Below are 25035 nucleotides of genomic sequence, written 5' to 3'. Positions count from 1 at the left end.
GTCAGAATGAGGTCGTGAGGCTTCTGGGTTAAACGCGTGTAAGTACGTCGAGTCAGGACGCGCAGCGGAAGCTCGACGCGCTTGTCGCGGCCGGCGTGCAGAAGCGCGGCGTCTTCGCGGACGTCAGCGCGGGGAGCAAGACCGCGATCGAGCGGACCGGGATGAAAAAGCTCCTCGAGTACGCCGAGGACGGCGACACCGTCGTCGTCTGGCGAGTCGACCGGCTCGGCCGCTCCCTGATCGACGTGCTGAACACGGTGAACCTGCTGCGCGAGCGCGGTGTGCAGGTCCGCTCGATCTCGGACGGCATCGATCCGTCGACGTCGACGGGCCGGCTGATGCTGAACATGCTGGCCACGCTCGCGGAGTACGAGCGGGAGCTCATCGTGGAGCGGGTCAACGCCGGCATCGCGGCCGCCCGCGCGAACGGCACCCGGTTCGGTCGGCCTCTGTCGGATCCGGTCGTGATTGCGGACAAGCTCGAGATCGCCGCAGATGCGCGAGCGCGCGGTCGCACCGCTGAGGACGCTGCTCGTCTCGTCGGGTGGAGTCGCGCGACGCTCTATCGCCATCAGCAGGCCCGAGCGGTCCGCGAGAGTGCAGCGATGTAGCGACTGATGGACGGCCTCGAGCGGTGGCGGATCCTTCGACTTCACGTCGAAGATCAGGTCCCCCTCGCGGCCATCGCCCGCGAGAGCGGCATCGGCACGCGGACGCTGCAGCGCTGGCATCAGCTCTATAAGAGGGACGGGCTCGCTGGGCTCGATGACGCTGCGAGGACGGACAAGGGCGGCCGGCGCACGGATCCGGCGACCGTCACCGCCATCGAGCGGCTCGCCCTGACCCGGCCTCGTCCGTCGATCGCGACGTTGCATCGCCTCACCATTGAGGAGTGCCTGCGCGACGGCCGGCCAGCGCCCAGCTACGCGACGGACCGTCAGATCGTGCAGGCCCTCGACCCAGCGCTCGTCACCCTCGCGTTGGAGGGTCCCGCTTCCTATCGCGACCGGCACGAGCTGGTGTTCCGCCGTCGGGCGGAACGGCCGAACCATATCTGGCAGGCTGACCACACCGAACTCGACATCCTCATCGTCGGAGCGAACGGCAAGCCCGACCGCCCCTGGCTGACGACCGTCATGGATGATCACTCCCGCGCGATCTGCGGCTACATGCTCTTCACCGGGGCACCCTCGTCGCTGAACACCGCTCTCGCCTTGCGGCAGGCGATCTGGCGGAAGACCGACCCGGCATGGGCGATGTGCGGGATCCCCGACGTGCTGCACGTCGACCACGGCTCCGACTTCACCAGCCACCACCTCGAACGCACCGCCGTCGAGCTGCACCTCCGGCTCATCTTCTCGACCGTCGGCCGACCCCAGGGGCGCGGCAAGATCGAGCGCTTCTTTGGCACCATCAACACCGAAGTCCTCCCGACCCTCCCCGGCCACCTCGGCCCCGGGAACCGCAGCCCGCAGCCCGTGCTCGATCTCCCGGGCGTGGACCGGGCGATCGGCGCCTTCATCGCCACTTACAACCAGCGCACCCATCAGGAGCTCGGTATTTCCCCGCGCGACGCGTGGGTCGCGGACGGCTGGATACCCCGCATGCCCGACACCCTCGACGAGCTCGACGGCCTGCTACTCACCGTCCCGACCCATCGCACTGTGCAACGAGACGGCATCCACTTTCAGGGCCAGCGCTATCTCGCGCCCACCCTCGCCCCGTTCGTCGGACACACCGTCACCATCCGCTACGACCCCCGCGACGTCTCCGAGATCCGCGTCTACGACCACGACACCTTCCTCTGCGTCGCCGTCGACGAAGCCCACCCCAACATCCGCCTCAGCCTCCGCGACATCGAAGCCGCCCGACGCGCCCGCCGCCAGGAACTCCGCCGCGCGATCCATGACCGCATCCCCACCGTCGCCCACCGCGAAGAACCCCACCTCACGGACCCCACCCCGCGCAAGAGACGTCTCCGCACCTACGAGGAGGAGTGATGAGCCAGAGCTTCATCGTCACCAAGGAACACCGCCGGTTCGCCGAGTTCGCGAACGCCGTCAAGAAGGAACGCACCATCGGTATCTGCCACGGCGACGCCGGCGTCGGGAAGACCAACTCCGCCCGCCGCTACGCCAACTGGGACGTGCTCGAGCCCTACGTCACCGCGTGGGGCCCGCGCAGCGAGGACGACGCGAAGCACAACGCGCTCGCCAACCGCTCCCGCACCGTCTTCTACACACCCGAGGTGCTGCCGCGACCCAAGGACCTCATGCGGGAGATCGGCAAGTGGCAGATCGACCTCGGCATCTGTATCGACGAGCACCTCCGTACGATCGGGAAAGTCACCGGCACCCGCAACGGAGACGCCTACCGACGGGTTGAGCTGCTCATCGTCGACGAAGCCGAACGCCTCACCCCGACCGCGCTCGAGCTGCTCCGCGATGAACACGACCGCACCCACCTCGCGATGATCCTGATCGGCATGCCCGGCATCGACCAGCGCTTCCGCCACTACCCCCAGCTCTATAGCCGACTCGGCTTCTCCCACCGCTACCGCGCCCTCGGCCGCGACGAACTCCTCTTCGTCCTCGACCGACACTGGAAACACCTGGGCCGCACCCTCAACCCCGACGACTTCACCGACGCCCAAGCCATCGCCGCCATCGAACGCATCACCCGAGGGAACTTCCGCCTCCTCGAGCGGCTCTTCCCCCAGATCAGCCGCGTCCTCAAGATCAATGAGCTCGAAACGATCACCGACGACGTCATCGAAGCCGCCGCCAGCGTCCTCGTCATCGGCAACTGACCCGCGACACGGAGCAATCACAGAACACCGCCACCGAGCGTGCAACTCCACACCCGCGGCCGGTGTCAGTTTTCGAGGTCCTCTGCACAAGTTCGCAAGGTCCTCTGCACGACGCTTTGGGCGGCCCGTCGCGAAAGGCGGCACACGGCGGCTTCTAAGGAAATGCTCATGCCGCTGCACTCTGGAGGGCGGGCGAGAGATATAACGTCAGCGGGCGAACGTGCGCCCGTAGACCGCCACGTCCAGTCGTTCGTCTCCGAGCGGCAACGCAGAGGCGAGGACACCTTCACAAGTGAACCCGAGCCGCTCAGCAACGCGCGAGCTGCGCTTGTTCTCCACCGCCGTCCGAATCTCAACTCGACGGATTCCTCGGCTTCGGACCTCCGTCAGCAACGCAACGCAGGCACGAGTCACGGCGCCACGACCCTCGGCCGCAGCGTCGATCCAGTACCCGAGTTCCGCTGTCTGCGTGTAGGAGTTCGTTCGAAGAGAGGCGGAACCGACGAGGGCGTCGCCGGACATGATGACGGTCGGCAGCACGGATCCCGCGGCGAAGTCCGCCAGCTCAGCACGAGTGAAGGCAGCGGTGCCTTCGAGTGTTTGGTCGTAGAGCGCCCACGGCTCCCACCGCCGTAAACGCTCAAGATTGGCGAGCGTCAGAGCGTGCATCTCCTCGACGGTATCGAGGGTGCGTAACGCGAGCCGGAATCCACCGCCGAGTTCGTGAGTGAAACGCATGCGACCAGCATCTCGTAGGCAGCCCACTCCAACTACCGGAGCTGTCATTCGGAGCGTACGCCGGCATCGGGGAGCTACGTCTAGGTGCTCTTGCGCCCGAGGACGAGAAGGCCATCTGGTCGCACCTCACCCGTGGGCGAGACGTGACGGTAGAGCGTCTGGCGCGAGATGCCCAGTTCTTTGCACAGGGCGCCGATGTTCGTTTCCGGCTTGCCCATCGATGCCATTGCGAGTCGCACCTTGGCGGGCGTCATGGTGAACGGGCGCCCGCCGACCCGGCCGTTGCTCAGGTGCAGGACGCTGAGCACCAGATCCTGGAAGGGAGGATCGTGCTCGGCCAGCCGGGGAGGGTACATTCGACCACGGTACGTCAACATGCTGTCAAAGCGTCACATTACTGCCGGTATGGGAGGCGACGCGCCCGTCCCGTATGGGGATTCTTTATAGCGGATCGATCAGGCGGTCGGTGCGGGTGCGAGTGTTGCGCTTCCGGAGACAACCATCCAGCGCCCGGCGATTCGTTGCCATGCGCGGACGTAGTGAAGCCGAGCCTCGATCCGTGTGCTGTGGTCGATCACAACGACGTCTACGACGGACCTGGTCTGGACGCCGCCGGCAACGGCCAGCGTGCTGCGACTGATTTCAGCAATCGACTCGAACTTCGTTGTGCCCGACGAATGTGCTTCGAGATCTTCGTTCCGGTTGATGATCGAGCCTTCGGGTGTCGTGAAGATCAGCTCGGGTGCGAGCAGTTGACCAAGCGCATCGACGTCACTTGCGCGCATCGCCTCTAGCAATCGATCCTCGGCAGCATCGACGGTTTCGTGGGGCATGGACGGGGACGACATCCGGAAAGAGTATCTCTGCTCGTTGCGCGGCCTGCGTCCGTATGGGGATCTCTGCCGAACGGTGGGGGGAGCGGTCTGGAGGGCGTCCGGTAGGGGGTCGTTCACCGCGCCACTTCGGCGAGCGGACTGGGCTGTCGTTCCTCGTAGACGCCTGCACAACGCGTCGCGCCACCCCGGCACTCGTGCAGACGACCGTGAACATTCAGATGCTCAAGGTCGCCTGGACAACCGACGACGGCGGACACGCTGTGAGGAATGTGGACGAAGGGGAGTCTCAGTGCAGCCCAGGAATGTCGCAGCGGCTCTCTTGAGCCTGCTCCTCCTCACCTCATGCGCGGCCACGCCACGGGCAAACGAAGGACCAGCAACCACCGGCGAAACCGACTCCGACAGAGTGGCCGGCGAATGGGTGGAGTTGCCAGAGTCGCCGCTATCCGCCCGCCAGGGCGTCAGCGCCCAGGTAGTCGGCACACGCTTCGTTCTGATCGGTGGATCCACCGACCTGGCATGTCCTCCGACTGCGAGCTGCGTGCCGTCCCTTACCGGCTACCGGAGCGATGGGGCTGTCTACGATCCGGACACGAGAACCTGGCAGCGGATCGCGGAGGCGCCCGTTCAGGTGAGCTTCTTCAGGACCGCGGCAATCGATGACAGTCTCTACCTGCTTGGCGCAGCGGATCTGTCGACGGGCGGCGAGGGGTTCCTCCGCTAGGATCTCGGCGCAGAGGAGTGGCAGCCCTTGCCGGACCCACCGACCACCGGCAGCAGCATCATCGCCACCGATACGCAGATCCTCGCGATCGCCGGGACGAACGAGTTCGGTCCTACCGAGGATGCCTTCTTCTCACCCACGACCGGAGCGTGGACCCCGTTACCGCCGGATCCGCTCGGCGACAGCTTCAATCGGAGCGCGGTCTGGCTCGGCGATCGCCTCCTGCTCTCTGGTCAGCAACTCATCGACAACCCGGGCGCGGAAGCTCCCTCGCTGACGCGGATGGCCGAGCTCAACGCAGACCTGACGACATGGACGCTGCTGTCGGACAGTCCGATCATCGGCGGCAGCCCACTCGCTGTCGGGGACGACGTCATCTTCCCCGAGCGGGGAAGCGCGGACGGTGGTGAGGTGGGGAACTGGGGCCGCTTCTACGACCTCGGCGGAATCTGGAATGCCTCGACTGGAGAATGGAAGACGCTACCGGCGGGCAGGCCGGACCCTGCTCAGCACGGTCTGTGGACGTCTGCACGCGGAGCAGTCAGCAGCAACCTGGCACTCCTCGATGACTCGCTCCTCAATCTGTCGGAGCGCACCTGGAGCCGGATTCCAGAACCGCCACGTGGCACCCGCCTCGGTCAGACGGTAGTCGTCGGAGGGGGCGCGGTCCTCGTCTGGGGAGGCACCGATGGTGCACAAAACGTTGCCGACGGCGCAATCCTGTACCTCTGACCCGGGGTACACGTCAGCTTCACGCACCAGCTAGCTTCCCGCGCCGCCTCCAAGAACAGAGACGCCACTTTGGCCAATGGACCACGCGCAGTGTGGCCAGCGCATTCATCGGCCGTGTACGGGCGGCCGTCCCGAACCTGGCAACCTACCCACGCACGGGTCTGATCGACTCCGCGTTTCAAGCACCGGCATCGAAAGTATGGACCGCTGACACATCCACAACGGCTCCGGACGCGAATCCGGCAGGGTCTATCGACGTGATTGAGTACCTGGTCTGGTCCCGGAAGATCGCCCAGATCACGTTGATGCGGCGTCGAGCGAGAGCGATCAGCGCCTGCTTATGCGACTTGCCTTCACGTCGCTTCCGTTCGTAGAACGAGCGCGAGACGGGGCAAGTTCTGGAAGCGATGAAGGCCGCCTGGAAGCAGGCGTTCAGCAGGCGCCGGTCGTAGCGCCTGGGCCGGTGGTGGTTGCCGGAGATCTTCCCTGAGTCGCGAGGTACCGGCGCGAGGCCGGCGAAGCTGGCCAGCCGATCGGGACTCTCGAACGCGGCGAGATCAGCACCGGTCGCGGCAAGGAAGTCCGCGGCGATCCTGCGCCCGAATCCCGGGATCGACACCAGCAATTCCGCCGAAGTGCTTCCCTCGAGCGCTGCTTCAATCTCTGCCTCCAACTCGGCGAGCTCGTCCCGGATGCGGAGAAGGTCATGCGCGGACCGGCTGATCAGCCGAGCTGCGGCAGCTTCCCCCACGACAACGGAGGTCTGTTCACGAGCGGCCTCGATCGCTGTTTTCGCGACGACCGCAGACTTCCAGCACCCCTGCCCCCTCAGCCACGACGCGAGACGGCTCTCTCCCATTCGCCGGATCGCTGCGGGCGTCGCGTACCGAGTGAGCAGCACCAGTGGCCCCCTGGTCGTTGCGAAGTTGAACGCTGACTCCAGCGACGGAAAGTAGTGGACCAGGATCGCGCGCAGCCGGTTCACGGCGCGGGTGCGATCGTGCACCAGGTCCTCCCGCCGGGCCGACAGCAGGCGCAGATCCGCCGTGACCTCGTCGGCCTGGCGCATGAGCGTCACGTCTCGCCGGGTCCGCGCCTGGTCGGCGATGATGACCGCGTCCTTCGCGTCGGTCTTCGCCTCGCCCCTGTAGGCGCCCGACGCGTGGTGGATCACGCGTCCCGAAATGTAGAACAGGGGCTGAGCATGGGAGCTACTGCAGCAGCCCTGTCCCGCCGTGGTTCAGATCCGTCGCCCACGCGACGTCCGTCCCACCCGGCAGAGACGCGACGTCACCCATCAAGGTCAGGATCGCCGATTCCCGGTTCTTAAACCGCTGCGACAGCAGCTTCGTTCCGTTGCCATCAATGACGACACAGTGATGTTCGGTCTTGCCGGCGTCGATACCGGCCCAGAGTTGGGGCACGCAGGGTCCTTCCGTTGAGGGGTGCGGTGCGCCATGAACGACCTTGCCGGCATGTCCTTACGGGGCGATCTGGTCGCGTTTCTCAATGAGCGGTCCTGCCGTTGCGGGATCCCGGGCGGCTAATCACGGCGTGCCATCAGTCGGCTGAAGGCGGTCAGCCGTACCCGGGATCCCTGGCGCGTTCCGGAGCCTACAACTGCCCCGGATCCACGGAAATAACGGTAAGGAAGGCGGTTCTCCGCCTGAGCAACCGAAGGGCGCAGTGCAACCCGGAGGGCGGCGGTGGAGAGAGTTTCGGCGCGATGTGAGGGAGCGCCGCGACCGCGTGCCGAAAGTCTCGGAGGAGCCGGTGGCGCAGCCACTTGAACGGAGCCCGTAGGTAGCTACGAGCGCAGCGAAGCGGAGGGAGCCGCCGAAGGCTTCACGGCAAAGAAGCGTGAGCCCAACGGGCGAACATCAGCGGCCGGCACCGCCGGCCGAACCTCTGGGCGGCGCTCCGTCGCCGCTGCGCGAGTGCAGCTCGCGCCCCCGGAACGGGGATGCCGGGGAGTGTGAGGGGATCGCCCCTCGCGGGCCGGCTGGAAGGCCGGCCCTCCCCCACCTGCGACCCCTGCATGTGAGACCGAGATCCGACTGCTGGACGCGGCGGATCTGGGGCACACCGAGATCTGATCGTCGCTGAAGGCCGGGGTCCCGCTCCCGGCCTTCGTCATTTCTGGTCCCCACCCGGAAAGGGGCCGCCGCGGAGGGACATCTGCCCGTTCCTGCACGGATGTTCACGGGAACGTCAGCCGACTCCTCAGCCGCGAGGCGGTCGGCGGGAGCTCGTGCCCCCGCCTGCTGCCGCTCGGGGCACTCAGCGAGGACCGACCCAGAGGACGACCATGCGACGACGACACGCCCTGCTCCCTGGAGCGCTCACCGGACTGCTGCTGGCCTCCGGGCTCGTCGCCGGAGGGCCCGCCGCGGCTCCAGCGGCGGCCGCTCCGGTGGCCCCCGCTCCCGCCGCTCCCGCTCCGGACCGCCCCGTCGCGGCTCCGGACGCCGAGCCCACCGTGATCGAGCCGGAGGCGGACGCGACGACGCAGCAGGCCGCCCTCGCCCTCGACGCCGACTTCGTCGACGTCGAGATCCCGGCGCGCGCCCAGGTGCAGACGCACCGCGTGACGATCGCGCTCGTCGCTCCGCAGGGCACCGTCCCGGGCGGGTACACGACCGCCGACGCCGTCCGCGCCCTCGACCTCGTCGACCGGTTCTACTCCCGCGAGACCAGCGGGGCGATCCGCTTCGAGCTCGACCAGGTCGTCGACTGGCAGGTCGTCGACCAGCCGATCGGCTGCACGAACACGGGCGGACTGCAGGACTGGATCGCGCAGAGGACCGGCTGGCAGCGCGGACCGGGCAAGCACCTGGTCGCCATGGTGCCTGAGGGTGACCCGTGCCCGAACTGGGCCAACGGCGAGCAGTCCGGCGATCCCGATGACGGCGGACGCGCGTTCCAGCCCGGACCGGACGCGTACTTCCTCGCGCACGAGCTCGGCCACAACCTCTCGCTGCCGCACGCCTACAGCGTGAACTGCGCCACGACCCGCGACTACGCCTCCACCCCGCTGCCCGCGGACTGCCGCCGCGAGGAGTACGGCAACCGGACCGACGTGATGGGCGGCGCCTGGTCGTTCCTGCCGCTGTCGTCCCCGTCGCTGGCGCGCCTGGGCACGCTGCCGAACACCCGCCAGCCGGTCTGCGGCGCACCCCGCACCACGACGCTCGACACCCTCGGAGCCGGACCCGCCGGCCGGCGTGCGCTCACCTGGAACGACCCGCAGGACACGGGCATCCGCTACTGGGCGCAGTACAACGACCGCGCCGACACGACGTCCGACGGCGGCGCGTACACGAGTCCCTTCCAGGTGCGCCGCGACGTCTCGGGCGTGCAGATCCTGCGCTCGAACCCGGGCCAGCCGTACGCCGGCGACCTGCTCGAGCGTCCGGGCGACGCGAGCGAGGCGAACGAGTTCGTGCTCGCCGGAGAGAGCGCAGCGCTCAACTCCGGCATGTCCGTGCGGGTCGACCGGATCGACGAGCTCACCCGGACCGCGACGGTCACCGTGACCGTGCCGTGCACCGACTACGTCGGCGACATCGCTCCGCTCGCCTCGTCGACGAGCGCTTCGTACACCTCGCCGTGGACCTCGGTCGGAGCGGTCGCCGACGGCGCCGCCTCGACGATCTGGGGCTCCTGGCCCCGGGTCGGAGAGCAGCACGTCGAGCTGCGCTGGCCGAGCGCCGTGACCGTCGACAGCGCCTCGGTGCTGTTCGCGAGCGACGCGGCCGACGCCGACGGACGCGGGCTGATCCCCGCGCGGTCGTGGCGGGTCGAGCACCTGGTCGGCGACGTCTGGACTCCCGTGAGCGGAGCGGCTCCCGGCCGCGAGCGCGACGTGCTGAACCGCGCGACGTTCGCTCCGGTGACCACGACGGCGCTGCGGCTCGTGTTCACGGCGTGGGGAGCCGGCGAGTACGGCGGGTCCACGGGCGTGGCCGAGATCGAGGTGAACGGCATCGCCCTCGCGGCCTCGGCGGAGGCGCGCGGGACGCTGCAGAGCGTGACGACCGCGACGACGCGCGACCTCGCGCAGTCCGTGCTGGTGCGCGACTCCTCCGGTCGCGCCCTCGCGGGCCGCTCGGTGGGCTTCGCGATCACCGGGCCGGCGGCCTTCGAGAGCGGAGCGACGACCGCCGCGGTGCTGTCGGGCGCCGACGGCGTCGCCGCGCTCCCCCGGATCCGCACCGGCTCCTCCGCCGGCACCGTCTCGATCACCGCGCGCGTCGACGGCGTGACGACGGCGCTGGCCGGAGCGAGCGTTGCGCCCGGCGCCTCCGTCACCGCGAAGGCGACCTCGCGGCTGATCCTCGGGAAGGTCGTCGTCACGGTGACGGCGACGAACACCGGCCGCGCGGCCGCCGATCTGACCGTCGTGACGCTCTACGGCACGGCGTCCTCGGCCGCGGTCGCCCCGGGCGCCACGGTGACCAAGGTGTTCCGCACGGGCAAGAGCTCGATCGCCGCCGGCACCGGCACGGTCACGGCCGTCTCGGGCGCCTCGCGCGCGAGCGTCTCGGTGGTCATCCCGCGCGCGTGACCGGGACGGGGGCTGCCCGCCCGCCAGGACGACTCCGTCCGGGCGGGCGGCTGCTGTTGGCGTCGAGGTGACGCGCCCGGCGACGTGCCGCGGCGGAGTGATCGGGGGACACGATGAGGCGGACGACCGCAGGGATCGCACTGGCAGGAGCACTGCTGCTCGCCCTGACGGGATGCGCGGGCGGAGGCGGGACGGTGGGCGAGGTCCGACTTGTAAGCATGACAACAAGTCAGCGCGGCCCGCTCGTCAGAACAGAGGAGGGAGCTGCCCTGAGGTGAGGATCAGCCGCAGCCCGACCGCGAGAAGAGCGCCCGTCGCGATGACGACTCCGACGATGAGCCGCCGCTCAGCGGCGCTGTCCGCCGCGGCGATCCGGTTCGCTCGGATCGCCTCCTCCTGCTCGATCAGGCGGCGGCTCGTCTTCCGACTCAGCCCCGTCAGCCGCTCGCCGTGCAGGCGCACACGGTCGGCCTCCTGCTGGAGTCGGCCGCTGGACAGGCGCGAGAGCTGATGAGCCGCGCGCGCGGCCCCGGGCCGCTCATCGACACGGCTGCGCTCGATCACGTAGTCACCGCCGGGATGAGGAACGCGATCAGCGCGGCGGCGTGGTCGGTGCCGTCCTCCCGGACGGGGAACCCTCCGAGCACCCACACCCCGGGGAGGGTGAGCGTGCTGCGGACGCCCGCGAGCAGCCGTTCGGTGCTGTAGCTCTCGTGCTCCTCGTAGTAGTTGCGCTCGAACGCGACGATGAGGCCGATCTGCTCGGGCGTCGCGCATCCGGTGTCGGCGTCGATGACCGGTGCGGTGCGGGCGGGGTCCGGGGTGAGGAACGCGATCAGTGCGGCGGCGAGGGCGGGGCTGTCGTCCTCGACGGGCTCGGCGCCCGGCAGGGCGTGGGCGTTGCGGACAGCGGCGAGCAGCACGTCGTCGCTGTCGTCGGCGTTCTGGTCCCAGTGAGCGCGCTGGTCGGTGATGATGAGGGCGACCTGATCGGGGGTCGCGAGGCCGGTGTCGGTGTCGGTGCGGTACATGGTCTGTTCCTCTCAGCGGGTTGCGGCCAGCGCGGTGTTGATGTCGACGGTGATCCCGCGCTCCGCGAGGCGGTCGAGGGTGGCGGGCTCCTTCGCGATCTGCTGCCAGCCCTCGGGCGAGATGACGACCGCGGGATCCCCGTCCGCGTCGTTGAAGACGACACAGGTGCGCGAGTCGAGAACGGCCCCGGTGCGCGGGCAGAGGATGTTCTTGCTGACGAGGTAGGTGACCGTCTGGTCACGGAGGATCGCTTCGAGGGTGTCCATGTGTGTTGCTCCTGCTCCTGGCTGATCGTTTTTCTTTGCCTCTCCGGCGGGGAAAACCGTTTGAGTGGAGCCGGCGGAGTGACACCGATCACGGGCGAAATAAGCCCGTAGGGCGCGTCCGGGATCGGTGGCACGCAGCCGGTGGAGCGAAATAGGTTGGAACCGCGGAGAGGTGAAGATTCTCAATCAGGTTTGTCAAGCCAGCGGGGGTGGTCTGGCTCGGTTGTTCTTCCTTCTCTCCCAGCGTTTTTTTGCCTGGAAGGCACGTAGTGCCGAGCAGGGTCGGAGGTGGGAGCGCAACCCGGAAGGCGGAGGAGGAGAGGTTGTCGGCGCGATGTGAGGGAGCGCAGCGACCGCGTGCCGAGAACGTCGGAGGAGCCGGCCGCGCAGCGGCTTGCGTGGACGCCGCAGGCCCGTACGTTGCCGAAGGCTTCCAGGCAAAAATGCGCACAGCGCACAGCACCGCGTCGACCGGAGGTCGGCGTCCATGTCGGTGCCCGCGTCCGAGATCGTCTGCGCACCAGGGGCGTGCTGCTCCATCGGGCCGCACGTGCTGCCTTTGTATGCAGTGCGTACCGCTGAGAAGCCGCATATCTCCGCGGAGTAGGCCGGTTCCGCCGCGCCACGGGTGCGAGCATGACCGTAGGAGGCCTGGATGCGTGACGCGGTGATGGTCGTCGAAGACGACGTCGAGATGGGCGAGCTCATCAAGCGGGGCCTCACCGGCGACGGCTACGACGTCGACCTGTTCTCGAACGGGGTCGACGCGCTCAATTCGGCGCGCGAAGCGGACTACTCCGCGGCGATCCTCGACGTGATGCTCCCGGGGATGAGTGGCTTCGAGATCTGCCGGCACCTGCGCGCGAGCGGTGCCACGCTCCCGGTGATCATGCTCACCGCCCGCGACGCCCTGCAGGACCGCGTGTTCGGCCTCGACGCGGGCGCCGACGACTACCTCGCGAAACCGTTCCACTTCGAGGAGCTCTCCGCCCGCCTCCGAGCGATGATCCGCAGAGAGCACCTCACGAACCGGGCACCGGTCGTGCTGGGAAATCTGCGCGTCGACCCCTACGCGCACGCCGCGACGATCGACGGCGCCGTCCTGCCGCTGAGTCCCAAGGAGTTCGGAGTCCTCCGCGCGCTCGCGGCGCGTGCCGGGGACTTCGTGCCGCGGGAGGAGATCCTGCTCGAAGTGTGGGGGTCGGCGGACTTCGTGGACCACAACATCGCGGAGCAGTACGTCAGCTACCTCCGCCGCAAGCTCGTCGCCGGTGCCGCGTCGGTCGAGATCGTCACCCGTCGGGGTGCGGGCTACCGGCTCGGGGGGAAGCCGTGAGCTGGCGGTCCCTGTCGATCCGGGTGCGGATCACGGTGTCGAGCCTGCTGGTCGCGATGCTGTTCTTCGGGATCGTCGCGATCGTCGTCCGCGAGCAGCTGGACCACATCCTCGACGCCTCCACCATCGAGCTGGTCCGCTCGGGAGCGTTGCGGGCGCTGATCGAGGAGAGCCGCGACTCCGCCGATGCGGTCGTCGGCGGCGTCAGCAGGACACTCCTCCTCGCCCTGGCGATCCTCTTCGTCGTGTTCGCTGTGACGTCCTGGGTCCTCGTCGGCCTCGCGCTGCGCCCCGTCGGCAGGATGCGCGCGATCGCCGACCGGCTGCGCCAGGGACGCTCCACCGAGCTGCTCCCGGTCGGGCCCGCCCGCGACGAGCTCTCCGACCTCGCCTCGACCCTGAACGCGCTGATCGCGGACCTGCGGGAGTCGGCGGACCGGGAGCGGCGGCTCGTCGCCGACGCGAGCCACGAGCTGCGCACCCCGCTCGCCGCGCTGCGCACCCGGCTCGAGCTCGCTGAGCGGGTCCGCGACGATCCGGCGGCTCTCTACGCCGATGTCGTCGACGCGCGCCGCTCGATCGACCGCCTGCAGTCCCTGACGGACGGGCTGCTGATCCTGTCGAGGATCGACGCGGGCATCGCTACCGGCGACGCCTCCTCGGCGGCTCTGCGGGAGGAGGTAGCCGACAGCGTCGACCGCGCCCGGATGCTCGCCCGCGAGCGGGACCTCGCGATCGACTTCGTCGCCCCCGCCTCGATCGTCGCCGCCCGGTACCCGATCTCCCCGACCGATTTCGGCCGGATCCTGGACAACCTGCTCGCGAACGCCGTCACTGCGACGCCCGACGGCGGCAGCGTCAGCGCGACCCTCGTCGAGCGCGCCGAAGAGATCGTCCTCTCCGTCGACGACGACGGCCCGGGCGTTCCTGACGCGTTCCTCGCGGTCGCGACTGACCGTTTCACCCGCCCGGATGCCGCCCGCTCCCGCGACGGCGGCGCCGGCCTCGGGCTCGCGATCGTCGCCGGTCTCAGCCGCGCCGCCGGCGGCGAGCTCCGACTCCGCAACCTCGCCCCCCACGGCCTCGGTGTCGACGTCCGCATCCCCGCCACGCAGCCCCACCCGACCTCTCGCAAGGAGAACCGATGATCGACCCCCAATCCCTCCTCGACGGCGCCGGCCCCTGGGCGATCGCCCTGGTCTGCCTGATCGCCTTCGTCGAGACGGGCCTGCTGATCGGGTTCTTCCTCCCCGGTGACACCCTCCTCTTCTTCACCGGTGTCTTCGTCGCGACCGGCGTGATCTCCCTGCCGGTGCCGCTGTTGATCCTGATGGTCGCCGCCGCCGCGTTCCTCGGCGACCAGCTCCGGTTCGTCATCGGCCGCGCGAGCGGGCCGCGGACCTTCGAGCGCAAGGACAGCGGGCTCTTCAGCCGCTCGAGCGTCGCCCGCACCCAGTCGTTCTTCGACCGGTTCGGCGGCTGGGCGGTCACCATCGCCCGCTTCGTGCCGGTCGTGCGCACCTTCGCCCCCGTCGCCGCCGGCGTCGGGAAGATGCACTACGGCCACTTCGTCGGCTTCAACGCCCTCGGCGCCGCCGTCTGGTCCACCGGCGTGATCCTCCTCGGCTTCTTCCTCGGGCAGATCCCCGGCGTCGCGGACTTCGTGGGGAAGTACATCGACATCGTCCTCGTCGGCATCGTCGTTCTCAGCCTCGCCGGCATCGCCCTCACCTACTGGCGGCAGAAGAACCGCGCCGGACGCGACGCCTGAGCCCAGCGCTCAGGGGGTCGCCGTGACGGCCGCGCGCGGTCGGCGGAGCGCGATCACCGCTACCAGCAGCATGAACACCGCGAGGGCCGCGAGCGTGACCGGGCCGGTGCCCAGGCCCAGGCCCTTCCGGTCGACCGGATCCGCGAGCCAGTCGCAGACCGAGGCGCCGAGCGGTCGCGTGACGACGTAGGCGGCCCAGAACGCGAGGACCGCGTTCCGCCCCGTGAACCGGTGCGCGAGCGCCGGCACCGCGATGACCGCCGCGAACAGGACCGCGGACGGCAGGTAGCCGAACCCGAGCGTCGACGCGGTCAGGTCCCCGGCGGCCGTGCCGAGCGCGAAGGTCCCGGAGACGGTGAGCCAGTAGAACGCGGAGCGGCGCGGTGTCGTGATCGAGTGGATGGACAGCGTCCGCTCCACCCGCCACCACACGACAAAGACCGCCGCGAGCGCCACCGCGAACCCGAGAGTCGAGACGAGGTACGGGACCTCGGCGACCACGTGCAGCACGTCGGCGGCCATCGTGCCGAAGACACTCACCATCAGCACCGCCAGCCAGTACACCCAGGGGACGTACCGGCGGGCCGCGAACTGCAGCGCGAGTGCCGCGAGGAACGCGAGCCCTGTCGCGCCGACCACGATCACCGGGTCGAACGCGGTCGCGAGGAAGTCCGACGCCGTCTCGCCCATCCCCGTCGTCAGCACCTTGAGGATCCAGAACAGCGCCGTCGCCTCGGGCACCGTCGAGGCGGCGTACCGGCCGGCGACGAGATGTGAGCGGATCCGAGGGAGCGGAGGGCGGCGCTGATCGGTGAGGTGCGTCATGCCGCCATGCTCGGGCAGCCTGCGGCACCCGGGCCTGGGGGCTTCGCCGGGTCCGTTGAACAAGCGCACAGCGACCCGCTCACCGGCAGCGCTGCCCGCTGCCTTCCGCCGTCATCTGGTCGGACGGTGCCCGGAGAAGCGCCGCCAACGGAACGACGGTGATGCAGCACGTTCGGTGTGCAGCCTGACCGCGAGCGGCGCCCAGACGATCAACGCCACCCCGGCGCCCAGGAGCAGCCCGCCGACGGTGTCGGAGATCCAGTGCGCACCGAGGTACGTGCGGCTGAGCATCATCGCCACCGTGTAAAGGGCTCCGGCGATGCGGACCCACCACAGCGGGAAGACGATCGCGAGGACCATCGCGGTCGTGGCGGCGTTCGCGCTGTGGCCGGAGGGGAACGAGCCGAAGTCGGCGTTCACGAGGATCTCCAGCGGCCGCGGACGCCCCACCGCGTTCTTGAGGATCTGCACCAGCAGCCCGCTCAGCGGCGCGGCGATCGCGAAGTACGTCGCCGCCCAGCGACCCCGCCAGACCAGCAGCGCCACGAACACGACGAGCGGGACCACGATCGTGCCGACGATCCCGCCGCCGAGGCTGTTCATCACCAGCAACGGCACCAGCCAGAACGTCGACCGGTGCTCGATGATCTCGTTCATCCACGCGGTGTCGAACCCGAACGGCTTGTCGTGCTCGCGGTAGAAGATCAGCGCGGCCAGAAGTCCCGTGAGCAGCACCGCGAGGCCCGCCGAGATCAGCGGCCAGCGTCGCGCCGCCCGATAGGCGATCGCACCGTCCGGTAGGGGTTCCCGGTTCGGCATCAGTGTCGTCCTCGTCTCTCGACGCGAAGCACGCCGCAGAAGTCCACGCTATGAACGAGCCGTCTGTGGCGGCGGCGGATTCCCCTGCATCCGTTGTGAAAGCACAGAGCCTCGACCCCATCAGCTCGGTACCGACCTGATCGCGTTCGGGTACTTCGGGTCGTTGTGAGCAAACACAACGCAGCACGGCGCATCCCGAGCCGCCGCCCACGTCCCGACTGAGACTCTGCGGGCATGGACATCTCAACGACGGCAGCACCGTCCCGCGGCCGGCGGCTGCTCAGCAAGGTCCCCGAGGTCACGATCTGGTTCTGGATCATCAAGATCCTCTGCACCACCGTCGGCGAGAGCTTCGCCGACTGGATCAACATGGTCCTCGGCGTCGGCCTCATCGCGACCGCCGTGATCTTCATCATCGTCACCGCAGTCGTGCTCGCGATCCAGATGCGGCTGCGCCGCTACCTGCCCGCCGCGTACTGGCTGACCGTCGTCGTCATGAGCGTCACCGGCACCCTGCTCACCGACATCCTCACCGACCAGCTCGGCGTCCCCCTCTGGGCCAGCTCCCTCGTCTTCTCCGTGCTGCTCGCGATCGTGTTCAGCGTCTGGTACTCGAAGGAGCGCACCCTCTCCATCCACAGCATCGACACCACCCCGCGCGAGGCGTTCTACTGGCTCACCGTCCTCGTCACCTTCGCGCTCGGCACCGCCCTCGGCGACTGGACCCTCGAGCTCACCGGCTGGGGCCCCGGCGTCTCGATCCTCTTGCCCCTCGCCCTGATCGCCATCGTCACGGGCCTCTGGCGCTACGGAGCGAACCCCGTCCTCGCGTTCTGGATCGCCTAAATCCTCACCCGCCCCCTCGGCGCCAACATCGGCGACTGGCTCGGCCTGTCCCCCGACGAGCAGGGCCTCGGGCTCGGCACCTTCGTCACCAGCATCATCTTCCTGCTCGCGATCCTCGCCACCGTCGTCTACCTCTCCCTCAGCAAGGCCGATGTCGACAAGGGCGCATCCGAGCACTACACCACGCCAGTCGCCCGCGAACGCCGTTCACTCGTCGCCTTCGCGGTCCTCGCCGTCGCCGTCGTCGGGCTGCTCGCCTTCACCAACAGCCAGCCGCACACCAGTCCGGCACCGGAAGGCGCAGCCCCGGCCTGCGATGCGTCGGGAACGCTGTCCGCAGCTGACGCGAAGGCATCCGTTCAGACCGACTTCCCCTCCGCCGACGTGCAGAACTTCCAGACGATCACCGCCGACACCCTCGCCCTCGTCACCAGCGGCGATCAGGCCGGCGCGAAAGCCCGCGCCACCGACCTTGAGACCGCCTGGGACGACGCGGAGCCCGCACTGAGCGCCGCGAACTGCCAGACGTGGACCTACGTCGACCAGCAGATCGACCCCGTTCTCTCCTCCGTCCGCGCCGGCAGCCCCGACCCGGTTGTCGAGAAAACGAGCATCCAGGACCTGCTGACCACTCTCGCCGGACGCTGACATGAGGCGTCAAGGTCTTCTTTTGCGACCCGAATCTGGCCTCCTCCGACCAATTGATCACTGCCGCCCTGCCCTGCCGCCGCCGCATCGGCATCAGCGCGACTCAACACATCGATCGGAACCGGTCGGTGACAAATCGGTCCGCTACTGAACCCATGCTCGAGCTCGTAGACGCACTCCGAGAACACGGGGCTGCCGACCAGGCCGGCGTCCGCGAGGTGCTCCACCCAGGGGTGCGAGCACTCACCACAGACCTCAGCGAGCAGAACCCGGAACCGGGCGCGGCGCGAACGGCGAGCGTCAGCTCGCCGTTCGCCACTGCGAGAGGCCGACCATCACGTGAGCGTAGCGAGCGCGCCACCAAGCAATCGCGCGCTTCGCCTCATACGCATCGCCTCTGGCGTCCCGTTTGGGGATTCCCATACGGACGGTAACTAAGGATCTATCCGGCGGTGATCAGCTCGCCGGGCGCACCGAGAGACGCGAGGTCGACATCGCCCTGTGACGTCAGGAGCTTTCCGCTGATCCCGTCGTAGACGGCGGTGAAGACGTCCACCCGATGGAGGTCGAAGCCATAGGGCACGTCTGTTCTCTCCGCGGGCGCGTGCACGGTCAGCGCCCAGACCGGCTCGTCCTGTGCGACCCAGTAGTGGTCCGCGAGAGCGGGGTCATAAGCGGCGAGCTCCTCGTACGTGGTTCCGACCGCGTAGATCGGGTACTGCTTCTTCTCCTCCGCACTGAGCGTCGAGAGCTGGACTCCGGTGCCGTTAGCCAGGTCGAGCGCCGGGTTCGTCAGCTGCTGGACGTCGATGATCGGTCCCTCAGAGGCGGCGGTGGCAATGGGGGTGCCCGGCGGACCCTCTGGCGGAACGGTGGGTGTCAGGGACTCCGTCATCTCTGTTGGTTCGGCAGGGGTCTCGGTGGTGATGGGGGTCGTGCTGGCGGTGGCGTCGATGGTGACGGGGCCGGAGCGGATGCGCATCGTCGTGGAGGTCTGGGTGAGGCTGACGTCCTCGGCGCCCAGCACGTCCATGAGCCACTGCTCTCGTTCGTCGGCGGCGTCGAGGCAGCCGACGTACGTCGTCGCGGGGCCTCCGGTGACCACCCACACGGAGGTCTGCAGGCCGGCGGACTGGAGGTCGTAGGTGAGCGTGTTGCAGGGACCGTCGACGCTGAGCTGCGACCGGCCGTCGGTGCCGGTGATGCGAAGGCTGACGGGGTGATCGAGCAGCCATCCGCCCGATCCCTGGTCACCGACGACCGAAGTGGTCTCGTAGACGAGCCTGGTCGCGACTTCGGCGCCGAGCAGTTCACCCGGCACCTGCGCCGTCGACGGCGACCCGGGGCTGCTGGCGCTCGTCGCGCATCCACTGGCGAGGAGCGCCGCGGAGAGGCAGAGGATTATGAGGGGGAGGACTCTCGCCCGCCTGACGGTCACTGGTCCACTCCGGTCTGCGTCGCGGGCGGGTTGGTGCAGTCGACCGCGGTGGTCAGTCCCGTGAATATCTCGATCCGGCCGCCCTTTTGGCACACCTGCGTTCCTGCGAGGGAGAACAAGGCGGCGTCCGTCCCGTCTGCGTCGGTCCCAGCGAGCGCAGCACACGCCGCTGCGAGCGACGCAGTGGACTGCTTCGCGGGCGTCTGAATCTCGCCCGACAGGGCGACGCCCTGCCCGTCCTGTTCCCAGCAGGTGACGGGCGCTGCGACCGGAGTGCCGCGCTCCGTCGTCACCGCCGTGAGGACAGCGACGCTGAGAATCGCGCCCGCGATGCCGGCGAGGGTCACCGCCGCGGCCTGGCCGAGACGTCGGCGGCGGCGGATGCGGTGCGCGAGGCGTGCGCTGATGCGCTCGAGCTGCTCGTCGCTCAGGTCAGGATCGTCCATGGTCTTCTGTCCGTTCCGTCAGGGTTCTCGCCAGTGATGTCCGCACCCGCGAGAGGCGGTTGCGGACAGTCCCGTGGGACAGGCCGAGGGAGCGAGCGGCATCGCTGTAGCTGAGGTCGTCCTCGATGCACGCCGTCCAGATCGCCCGGTCCGTCGCGCTCATCTGCTCGACCAGACGCCGCACGTCGAGCAGCCGGTCGCTCGTCTCCGCGTCGACGCCGCGAGAGGCGGTGTCGTCGGAGAGGGGCAGGTGGCGTCGGCGCTGCTCGCGGCGGTTGGTCGAGAAGCTGAGGTTGCGTACCGTGACCAGCAGCCAGGGCAGCACCGACTCCCCCACGATGCGCACGCCCGAGCGGCGCTGCCAGAGCAGGAAGAAGCTCTCCTGCACGACGTCCTCGGCATGACCGGCGTCCGCGAGGAAGCTTCCCGCGGCGCGGTAGACCGCGCGGCCGTGCATCCGGAAGAGAACGTCCAGCGCCGACGGGTCACCGCCGCGAAGACGATTTACCAGCGTCACCTCAGCAGCACCGACCATCCGACATCACCCCCTCAGTAGTGAATGCCCTCAGAGCACGGTTTCGTCTCAGGCGTCATTAACGAACTTTGTCGGTTCGACAGTGCCTCTGTGACCTATCCCCTACCGGACGCCCGCCAGATCATCATCCGCGCGCGACGGTCGGCCTGGCATCGCGCCGCCGTGATCATCGCTCGGGAGTCGAGGGACGGCCTTAAGGCATGTGGGAGGCGATGGCCGCGAGGGCGAAGCCGACGAGTGCGGTCGGCAACGCCAGGATGCACCAGACGATTTCCCACCCGTGGTGAGCATGGGCCCCGCTTGTCGCGCGAATGACGGTGAGGACCCAGACGCTGATAGCGCTGGTGAGGGCGACGATGCCAGCCGCGAGGAGGAAGGCTTTCCCTGCTGCGGCCTCCTCGTCGGTGGGCATCAATCCCATGCCGATTCCTCTCTCACTGATGGAGAGGTAGGTCAGCATGACGGGCGCGACGATCATCCCGAGGACGGCGATCGCGGCGATCACCGGACTCAGGGGTCCCTTCCGAGCGACGTCAACCACGCAGTGCACACTATCCGCGCGTCGCTAAGCCCCCCCTGCGAGCGGGCCGCTCGTCGTCCGGCATGGAGACGCCCTGCCGGACGCCCGCTGGACCATCCCCATACGGGACGCGCACAAGGCGCTCGGGTTCGCGAGACTGAACTGATGTCGGGGTTGCTGGTCATCGATCTCGTGTCGCGCGTGATCAGAGCCCGCTGCGGCCGAGCCGCGGCGCACGAGAGGTGACGCGCCCGACGTCGGGAATCAGCACGCCTCATGATTCACGGTGAGGGAGAACAGGACATCAACGGGCTGATCTGCGGCGTCGGCTCAGTGCCCAGACGAGCGCGCCCGCAAGGAGCACCGCGCAGGTCAGCCCGGCGACGTGCAGGACGAGCGAGAGCGTCCCGTTCTCGGGGAGCAGGAAGCCGTAGGGCACCCACCCGTCGGTCGCTCCGCGGACGAGCACGACGACGACCCAGACGATCGGGTAGGGCAGGACCACCCACAGCCGGCGCCAGGAGAGCGGCCCGCGGTCGTTGACGACGATCCAGTCGAGGAGGACGAGCGCGGGGAGCACCACGTGCAGGACGGCGCTGACCCAGGGCGGGGCCGTCCCGGTACCGGGAACGAGGGTGTTGTAGATCACGGCGACGACGATCGAGTAGGCCGTCGCCGCGCCGCGGACGTAGCTCAGCCACACGGGCGTCGGACGGCGGGCGAGCGCGACCGATCCGGCGACGATCAGCACCGCGCTCGCGAGCAGGCTGGTCTGGTTCGTGAAGTAGCCGAAGTAGTCGAACGGATTCGGGTCGCCGACCGCAATGCTCAGCGCGTAGGTGTGGAGGATCACCGCGACGGCGGCTGCACCGACGGCGATGCGCGCTACACCCACGAATGGGCGGGTCGGTGCCGGGGAACTCATCGGGTCAGCCTAGGAGCCGTCGGGCTTCCTGATGACCCGCAGCAGACCGGCTGACAGCGGTCAGCCCGCCGGCACCGTCCGCATCTCCTCGCCCACCGAGGTGTGCAGATCGCCGCTTCGACTGGGGCTCTGCACCATCGATGACTCTGTCCGAGTGCGAATGACGGGGGTCCGTGTCACCCTGACTGCATGGGTTAACTCCCGGCCGGCGCTGGGCTCTGCCTCTCCCCTTCGTCTCTTCCCAGCCGGTGCAGCACTGACGGGATCGGGCAGGCTCGCCTGGCTAGCGCTACCGAGGGGTGGGTGCTTGCATGGCCCTCATGTCGACCCCATTCACGCCTCAGCCCTCCTCGCCCCGCGCGGAACCGCACGACAGCGCGATTTCAGGGCGGCTGAACTGGTTGCGAGCGGGCGTGCTCGGCGCGAACGACGGCATCGTCTCGGTCGCCGCTCTCGTCGTGGGTGTCGCCGGAGCGACGACCGCCACGGCACCGATCCTGACGGCGGGCGTCGCAGGGGTCGTCGGCGGTGCGATCTCGATGGCGCTCGGCGAGTACGTGTCGGTGAGCAGCCAGAGCGACAGCCAGCGCGCACTGATCGCGAAGGAGCGGGTCGAGCTGGCCGAGGATCCCGACGGGGAGCTCGAAGAACTCGCCTGGCTCTATCGAGCGCGTGGCCTGACCCCGGAGACAGCGCATCAGGTCGCCCGCGAGCTGACCGAGAACGACGCTCTGACCGCACATCTGGAAGCGGAGCTCGGATTGAACGAGGAAGCGGTCGCCAGCCCGCTCGCCGCCGCCGGCGCCTCGGCGCTGGCGTTCCTCCTGGGAGCCGTGCTGCCGCTGCTGGCGATCCTGCTCCCTCCGCCGGACTGGAGGGTTCCGGTGACCTTCGCCGTGGTGCTGATCGCCCTCGCCGCGACCGGATACATCAGCGCACGGGTCGGCGGCAGCCCGGCTCTGCGCCCGATGATCCGCATCGTCGTCGGCGGCGCTCTGGCCCTCGCGGCGACGTTCCTGATCGGCCTGCTGCTCGGCACGTCCGGCGCAGTCTGATGTCCCGGATCCTCGTCGTCGAGGACGACCCGCAGATGGGTGCCCTCGTCGAGCGGGGACTGCGGGAGGACGGCTACGACGTGCAGCTCGTCGACAACGGCGTCGACGCGCTGATCGCCTTCACCGCGGGAGACGTCGATGTCGCCGTCGTCGACGTGATGCTGCCAGGGATGACCGGGTTCGAGGTCTGCCGACGGATGCGGGAGTCGGGCAGCACCGTCCCGGTCGTGCTGATCACGGCGCGGGACGCCGTCGAGGACCGGATCTTCGGGCTGGACTCGGGCGCCGACGACTACGTCACCAAGCCGTTCCACTTCGGCGAGCTGAGCGCCCGGATCCGCGCACAGATCCGGCGCCGAGCCAGCGGCCCGCAGCCAGTGGTCCAGATCGGAGCGCTGCGCCTGGATGCCCTGTCCGTGCGCGCGACGGTCCGAGAGCGTCCCTTCGCGCTGAGTGTCAAGGAGCTCACGCTGCTGCGCTTCTTCGCCGTGCATCTCGATGAGGTACTGACCCGGACGGAGATCCTCGCCGAAGTGTGGGGGTCTACGGAGACGTTCGAGCCGACCCTCGTGGATCAGTACGTCAGCTACCTCCGCAAGAAGCTCGCCCTCGCCGACACAGGCCTCCGGATCACGACCGTCCGCGGCGCCGGATACCGGCTGGAGCGCGCCGAGTGAGGTTGCTGCGCTCCCTGTCGATCAGCTCCCGGATCACCCTCGGCAGCCTCCTCGTCGCGCTGATCGGGGTCGGCGTGATCACCCTCGTGCTGCACGGGCAGTTCCGCAGCATCGTCGTCGCGTCCGAGGTGACCCTCGCCGAGGGCGACCTCGCCCCGTATCTCGCCGATCTGGGATCGGACCCGACCGAGACCCCCGACCCTCCGGCCGAGGGGATCCTGATCTTCGCGCGCGCTCCCGGCGGAGCGGTCCCCGTCGATACGATGCCGCACGACGTCCACGAGGTTCTGGAGCGCAGCACCGGCAGCGACGGCACCTCGACGGTGATGACCGACGAGGACGTCCGGTTCACGATCGTCTCCCGGACCCTGGACACGAGTGCGGGCACGTGGGAGCTGTGGGCGGCTCGCAGCGGCGCCGGCAGCGACCTGACCGTCGCGGCCCTGGACCGGACGCTGCTCGTCAGCGCCGCGGCCCTCGTGATCCTGTCCGCCCTCGCCGCATGGCTGCTCACCGGCGCCGCCCTGCGTCCGGTCGAGCGGATGCGCCGCACCGCCGCGTCGCTCGGCGACCGGCACGGCGGCGAGCTTCCCGTAGGCCCGGCGACTGATGAGCTGTCGGATCTGGCGGAGACGTTGAACGCGTTCATCGCCCGGACGCGGGACACCGCCGATCGGGAGCGGCAGATGGTGTCCGCGGCCAGCCACGAGATCCGCACGCCGCTGGCAGTCGTCATCACCCAGCTCGAACTCGCGCACCGGCACTTCGGCGACGCGGACGCCCTCGAAGAAGAGATCCGCGCCGCCGAGGGGTCCCTCGCCCGCCTGTCCCGCCTGGCGACGAACCTCCTGGAGCTCTCCCGGCTGGACGCCGCCCCGCCCGTCACCGCGCGCGCGACGGCGAGCGAGCTGGAGACCGAGCTGATGGACTCCGTCGACCGGCTGAGGACGATCACCGGCGGCACCGGCCCCGACATCGAGCTCGATACCGCGATCGAGCGCGCCGACGCGCCCTACCCGCTCTCGGTGAGCGCGTTCTCGCGGATCCTCGACAATCTCGGCGCGAATGCGATCGCCGCGACGCCTCCTGCCGGACGCATCACCCTCCTCCTCGAGCAGCACGATTCCACCCTCGAGCTGAGCGTCCGGGACACTGGGCACGGCATCCCGGAGGAGTTCGTGCCGCACGCGTTCGAGCGCTTCTCTCGACCCGACGAGGCGCGCACCAGCCGCGACGGCGGCAGCGGGCTCGGGCTCGCCCTCGTCGCAGCTCTCGTTGACACCGCGGACGGATCGGTCACCATCGAGAACTGTCGACCCGCCGGAGTGAGGGTGACGGTCGTGCTGCCCGAGCGGTGACATGTGAGACCTCGAACACGAATCGGACTCCGGCGGGGAATCGGCACGCATCCCTCATAGTCGACACCAAGACTCCCCCGCGACGGTAGGAGCGCGCCCCCGGAAACCCGAGGTCGGCGCATGCGACACCGA

24 protein-coding genes and 4 pseudogenes are annotated in these 25035 nt (G+C 69.0%); 14 read left to right on the top strand and 14 right to left on the bottom strand.

The annotated features are described in order from the left end of the window. Positions 1–14: 14 nt before the first annotated feature. From C5C33_RS01910 to C5C33_RS01900, 3 genes and pseudogenes are all read left to right on the top strand, one after another. Positions 15–611 (top strand): annotated as a pseudogene (locus C5C33_RS01910) (recombinase family protein). 6 nt (positions 612–617) lie between these two features. Continuing rightward, positions 618–2000 (top strand): Mu transposase C-terminal domain-containing protein, encoded by a 1383-nt coding sequence (locus C5C33_RS01905; protein ID WP_104260273.1) that lies wholly within the window; start codon positions 618–620, stop codon positions 1998–2000. After that, the gene (locus C5C33_RS01900) at positions 2000–2809 is read left to right on the top strand and encodes an AAA family ATPase (RefSeq protein ID WP_104260272.1); all 810 of its coding nucleotides are present in this window, start codon (positions 2000–2002) and stop codon (positions 2807–2809) included. The genes C5C33_RS01905 and C5C33_RS01900 overlap by 1 nt, the downstream gene beginning before the upstream one ends. A gap of 207 nt (positions 2810–3016) precedes the next feature. Here the strand turns inward: C5C33_RS01900 and C5C33_RS01895 are convergent, their stop codons facing one another. The 3 genes and pseudogenes from C5C33_RS01895 to C5C33_RS01885 all read right to left on the bottom strand — a co-directional run bounded on the left by C5C33_RS01895 (position 3017) and on the right by C5C33_RS01885 (position 4395). Beyond that, positions 3017–3547 carry a GNAT family N-acetyltransferase gene (locus C5C33_RS01895; protein ID WP_181136172.1) on the bottom strand — a complete coding sequence of 177 codons (531 nt, stop codon included), beginning with the start codon at positions 3545–3547 and terminating at the stop codon, positions 3017–3019. An 80-nt stretch (positions 3548–3627) separates the two neighbouring features. Next, positions 3628–3834, bottom strand: a pseudogene (locus C5C33_RS01890) (helix-turn-helix domain-containing protein); the annotation flags it as partial. A 168-nt stretch (positions 3835–4002) separates the two neighbouring features. Then, positions 4003–4395 (bottom strand): nuclear transport factor 2 family protein, encoded by a 393-nt coding sequence (locus tag C5C33_RS01885; protein ID WP_104260270.1) that lies wholly within the window; start codon positions 4393–4395, stop codon positions 4003–4005. Positions 4396–5134: 739 nt separating this feature from the next. On the opposite strand from C5C33_RS01885, the gene C5C33_RS01875 reads away from it, so the two are divergent. Further along, positions 5135–5839 (top strand): hypothetical protein, encoded by a 705-nt coding sequence (locus tag C5C33_RS01875; protein ID WP_104260268.1) that lies wholly within the window; start codon positions 5135–5137, stop codon positions 5837–5839. Between the two features lie 178 nt (positions 5840–6017). Here the strand turns inward: C5C33_RS01875 and C5C33_RS01870 are convergent. Next, a pseudogene (locus C5C33_RS01870) lies at positions 6018–7263 on the bottom strand (IS110 family transposase). Positions 7264–8147: 884 nt separating this feature from the next. On the opposite strand from C5C33_RS01870, the gene C5C33_RS01865 reads away from it, so the two are divergent. Further along, entirely contained in the window at positions 8148–10406 is a 2259-nt protein-coding gene (locus C5C33_RS01865) for a hypothetical protein (RefSeq protein WP_104260267.1), read from the top strand. Between the two features lie 246 nt (positions 10407–10652). Here the strand turns inward: C5C33_RS01865 and C5C33_RS01860 are convergent, their stop codons facing one another. The 3 genes from C5C33_RS01860 to C5C33_RS01850 are packed head-to-tail and all read right to left on the bottom strand — an operon-like array spanning position 10653 to position 11704. After that, the gene (locus tag C5C33_RS01860; RefSeq protein ID WP_104260266.1) at positions 10653–10970 is read right to left on the bottom strand and encodes a hypothetical protein; all 318 of its coding nucleotides are present in this window, start codon (positions 10968–10970) and stop codon (positions 10653–10655) included. Next, on the bottom strand, positions 10967–11437 hold the full coding sequence (locus tag C5C33_RS01855) for a hypothetical protein (protein ID WP_104260265.1): 471 nt from the start codon (positions 11435–11437) through the stop codon (positions 10967–10969). The genes C5C33_RS01860 and C5C33_RS01855 overlap by 4 nt, the downstream gene beginning before the upstream one ends. 12 nt (positions 11438–11449) lie before the next feature. Then, complete coding sequence (locus C5C33_RS01850; RefSeq protein ID WP_104223237.1) at positions 11450–11704, bottom strand: hypothetical protein; 255 nt, start codon at positions 11702–11704, stop codon at positions 11450–11452. Positions 11705–12359: 655 nt separating this feature from the next. Between C5C33_RS01850 and C5C33_RS01845 the strand changes: the two genes are divergently transcribed. The 3 genes from C5C33_RS01845 to C5C33_RS01835 are packed head-to-tail and all read left to right on the top strand — an operon-like array spanning position 12360 to position 14811. Then, the gene (locus C5C33_RS01845) at positions 12360–13040 is read left to right on the top strand and encodes a response regulator transcription factor (RefSeq protein ID WP_104260264.1); all 681 of its coding nucleotides are present in this window, start codon (positions 12360–12362) and stop codon (positions 13038–13040) included. Beyond that, positions 13037–14188 (top strand): HAMP domain-containing sensor histidine kinase, encoded by a 1152-nt coding sequence (locus C5C33_RS01840; protein ID WP_104260263.1) that lies wholly within the window; start codon positions 13037–13039, stop codon positions 14186–14188. The genes C5C33_RS01845 and C5C33_RS01840 overlap by 4 nt, the downstream gene beginning before the upstream one ends. Continuing rightward, positions 14185–14811: a DedA family protein gene (locus tag C5C33_RS01835; protein WP_104260262.1), complete on the top strand. Its 627-nt coding sequence runs from the start codon at positions 14185–14187 to the stop codon at positions 14809–14811. The genes C5C33_RS01840 and C5C33_RS01835 overlap by 4 nt, the downstream gene beginning before the upstream one ends. Positions 14812–14820: 9 nt before the next feature. Here C5C33_RS01835 and C5C33_RS01830 read toward each other — a convergent pair whose 3' ends face one another. Next, positions 14821–15636, bottom strand: a complete 816-nt coding sequence (locus tag C5C33_RS01830; RefSeq protein ID WP_104260261.1) for a hypothetical protein — start codon at positions 15634–15636, stop codon at positions 14821–14823. Between the two features lie 111 nt (positions 15637–15747). After that, positions 15748–16455, bottom strand: a complete 708-nt coding sequence (locus tag C5C33_RS01825) for a phosphatase PAP2 family protein (RefSeq protein WP_181136171.1) — start codon at positions 16453–16455, stop codon at positions 15748–15750. A 234-nt stretch (positions 16456–16689) separates the two neighbouring features. Between C5C33_RS01825 and C5C33_RS18870 the strand changes: the two genes are divergently transcribed. The 3 genes and pseudogenes from C5C33_RS18870 (at position 16690) to C5C33_RS18860 (ending at position 17949) form a co-directional block, all read left to right on the top strand. After that, positions 16690–17301 (top strand): hypothetical protein, encoded by a 612-nt coding sequence (locus C5C33_RS18870; protein WP_258069156.1) that lies wholly within the window; start codon positions 16690–16692, stop codon positions 17299–17301. Then, positions 17302–17436 (top strand): annotated as a pseudogene (locus C5C33_RS18865) (hypothetical protein); the annotation flags it as partial. 249 nt (positions 17437–17685) lie between these two features. Continuing rightward, positions 17686–17949, top strand: a complete 264-nt coding sequence (locus C5C33_RS18860; protein ID WP_258069155.1) for a hypothetical protein — start codon at positions 17686–17688, stop codon at positions 17947–17949. Between the two features lie 442 nt (positions 17950–18391). Here C5C33_RS18860 and C5C33_RS01815 read toward each other — a convergent pair whose 3' ends face one another. The 5 genes from C5C33_RS01815 to C5C33_RS01795 form a co-directional block, all read right to left on the bottom strand. Beyond that, entirely contained in the window at positions 18392–19270 is an 879-nt protein-coding gene (locus tag C5C33_RS01815; protein ID WP_146085731.1) for a hypothetical protein, read from the bottom strand. A 113-nt stretch (positions 19271–19383) separates the two neighbouring features. Continuing rightward, positions 19384–19833 (bottom strand): hypothetical protein, encoded by a 450-nt coding sequence (locus C5C33_RS01810; RefSeq protein ID WP_104260259.1) that lies wholly within the window; start codon positions 19831–19833, stop codon positions 19384–19386. Beyond that, positions 19820–20368 carry an RNA polymerase sigma factor gene (locus C5C33_RS01805; RefSeq protein WP_104260258.1) on the bottom strand — a complete coding sequence of 183 codons (549 nt, stop codon included), beginning with the start codon at positions 20366–20368 and terminating at the stop codon, positions 19820–19822. The genes C5C33_RS01810 and C5C33_RS01805 overlap by 14 nt, the downstream gene beginning before the upstream one ends. Before the next feature lie 193 nt (positions 20369–20561). Then, on the bottom strand, positions 20562–20909 hold the full coding sequence (locus C5C33_RS01800; protein WP_146081505.1) for a hypothetical protein: 348 nt from the start codon (positions 20907–20909) through the stop codon (positions 20562–20564). A gap of 283 nt (positions 20910–21192) precedes the next feature. Further along, positions 21193–21783, bottom strand: a complete 591-nt coding sequence (locus tag C5C33_RS01795; protein WP_258069154.1) for a Pr6Pr family membrane protein — start codon at positions 21781–21783, stop codon at positions 21193–21195. Positions 21784–22133: 350 nt separating this feature from the next. Between C5C33_RS01795 and C5C33_RS01790 the strand changes: the two genes are divergently transcribed. From C5C33_RS01790 to C5C33_RS01780, 3 genes are read left to right on the top strand one after another with little or no spacing between them, the layout of a single operon-like run. Next, positions 22134–22868, top strand: coding sequence for a VIT1/CCC1 transporter family protein (locus tag C5C33_RS01790; RefSeq protein ID WP_258063407.1), 735 nt, complete (start codon positions 22134–22136; stop codon positions 22866–22868). Further along, on the top strand, positions 22868–23545 hold the full coding sequence (locus tag C5C33_RS01785) for a response regulator transcription factor (RefSeq protein ID WP_104226516.1): 678 nt from the start codon (positions 22868–22870) through the stop codon (positions 23543–23545). The genes C5C33_RS01790 and C5C33_RS01785 overlap by 1 nt, the downstream gene beginning before the upstream one ends. Next, complete coding sequence (locus C5C33_RS01780) at positions 23542–24903, top strand: cell wall metabolism sensor histidine kinase WalK (protein ID WP_146085730.1); 1362 nt, start codon at positions 23542–23544, stop codon at positions 24901–24903. The genes C5C33_RS01785 and C5C33_RS01780 overlap by 4 nt, the downstream gene beginning before the upstream one ends. Positions 24904–25035: the final 132 nt, after the last annotated feature.

Source organism: Rathayibacter sp. AY1H3, assembly GCF_002932015.1.
The sequence above is the reverse complement of the archived record's forward strand: the minus strand, read 5'-3'. Positions and strand labels throughout refer to the sequence as shown.

Bases quoted from the DNA above. Each gene is read 5' to 3' on its own strand.
- C5C33_RS01785 (WP_104226516.1), top strand. From the start codon at position 22,868: ATGTCCCGGATCCTCGTCGTCGAGGACGACCCGCAGATGGGTGCCCTC.
- C5C33_RS01895 (WP_181136172.1), bottom strand. From the start codon at position 3,547: ATGCGTTTCACTCACGAACTCGGCGGTGGATTCCGGCTCGCGTTACGC.
- C5C33_RS01835 (WP_104260262.1), top strand. From the start codon at position 14,185: ATGATCGACCCCCAATCCCTCCTCGACGGCGCCGGCCCCTGGGCGATC.
- C5C33_RS01905 (WP_104260273.1), top strand. From the start codon at position 618: ATGGACGGCCTCGAGCGGTGGCGGATCCTTCGACTTCACGTCGAAGAT.
- C5C33_RS01865 (WP_104260267.1), top strand. From the start codon at position 8,148: ATGCGACGACGACACGCCCTGCTCCCTGGAGCGCTCACCGGACTGCTG.
- C5C33_RS01805 (WP_104260258.1), bottom strand. From the start codon at position 20,368: ATGGTCGGTGCTGCTGAGGTGACGCTGGTAAATCGTCTTCGCGGCGGT.
- C5C33_RS01825 (WP_181136171.1), bottom strand. From the start codon at position 16,455: ATGCCGAACCGGGAACCCCTACCGGACGGTGCGATCGCCTATCGGGCG.
- C5C33_RS01830 (WP_104260261.1), bottom strand. From the start codon at position 15,636: ATGACGCACCTCACCGATCAGCGCCGCCCTCCGCTCCCTCGGATCCGC.
- C5C33_RS01900 (WP_104260272.1), top strand. From the start codon at position 2,000: ATGAGCCAGAGCTTCATCGTCACCAAGGAACACCGCCGGTTCGCCGAG.
- C5C33_RS01850 (WP_104223237.1), bottom strand. From the start codon at position 11,704: ATGGACACCCTCGAAGCGATCCTCCGTGACCAGACGGTCACCTACCTC.
- C5C33_RS01810 (WP_104260259.1), bottom strand. From the start codon at position 19,833: ATGGACGATCCTGACCTGAGCGACGAGCAGCTCGAGCGCATCAGCGCA.
- C5C33_RS01790 (WP_258063407.1), top strand. From the start codon at position 22,134: ATGTCGACCCCATTCACGCCTCAGCCCTCCTCGCCCCGCGCGGAACCG.
- C5C33_RS18870 (WP_258069156.1), top strand. From the start codon at position 16,690: ATGGACATCTCAACGACGGCAGCACCGTCCCGCGGCCGGCGGCTGCTC.
- C5C33_RS01885 (WP_104260270.1), bottom strand. From the start codon at position 4,395: ATGTCGTCCCCGTCCATGCCCCACGAAACCGTCGATGCTGCCGAGGAT.
- C5C33_RS01845 (WP_104260264.1), top strand. From the start codon at position 12,360: ATGCGTGACGCGGTGATGGTCGTCGAAGACGACGTCGAGATGGGCGAG.
- C5C33_RS01855 (WP_104260265.1), bottom strand. From the start codon at position 11,437: ATGTACCGCACCGACACCGACACCGGCCTCGCGACCCCCGATCAGGTC.